1 protein-coding gene is annotated in these 642 nt (G+C 31.0%); it reads left to right on the forward strand.

Annotation, left to right across the window (positions count from 1 at the left end; translation table 11 throughout):
- Window positions 1–22: 22 nt before the first annotated feature.
- Window positions 23–642: Rpn family recombination-promoting nuclease/putative transposase (locus tag HMPREF1495_RS02435; protein WP_034211753.1), on the forward strand; the 620-nt coding region annotated here is incomplete at its 3' end.

Here is a 642-nt window from a genome sequence, read left to right on the forward strand (position 1 = left end):
TTTCTATTTATAAAGGAGGTTTATGTCTGACAGGTCTATACAAAAATTCAAAGAATATGTACAAAAGTTAAATCCCATTGACGACATTATATTTAGAAAGATGGCAGAGAATAAGGAGTTTTGTGAAGAAATATTAAGGATATTTTTGCAAGATTATCAGCTGAAAGTCTTAAATAATAAGTCGCAATATGCTATAACTAATATAGAAAGACGCTCTGTTATACTTGATGCTTATTGTGAGTTAAGAGACGGAAGGCGAGTGAATATTGAGGTTCAAAATGCCGATAATGTAAATAATCAAAAGAGAGTGAGATATTACAGTAGCGTATTGACTACAAGCTTGATGAAAAAAGGCGAAAGCTTTGATAATGTGCCGGAAGTGTGCATGATATATATTTGCAATTTTGATATATTCAAAGAAAACAAGAGCTCATATTTAATAAAAAGGGTGATAGCCGGAAGTAATACGGAAGTTGATAATGGGCTTAAAGAAATATATATTAGTGCCAATATAAATGACGGTACTATACTATCTGAACTGATGGGAGTTTTTACAAAAGATGATTGTTACAGTGACAATTTTCCTGTAACATCTAAAATGAAATATGATTTTAAGTATGTTAAGGAGGGTAATAAGATGAC

The sequence above is a fragment of the Lachnoanaerobaculum sp. MSX33 genome, assembly GCF_000512995.1.
Classification (GTDB): domain Bacteria; phylum Bacillota; class Clostridia; order Lachnospirales; family Lachnospiraceae; genus Lachnoanaerobaculum.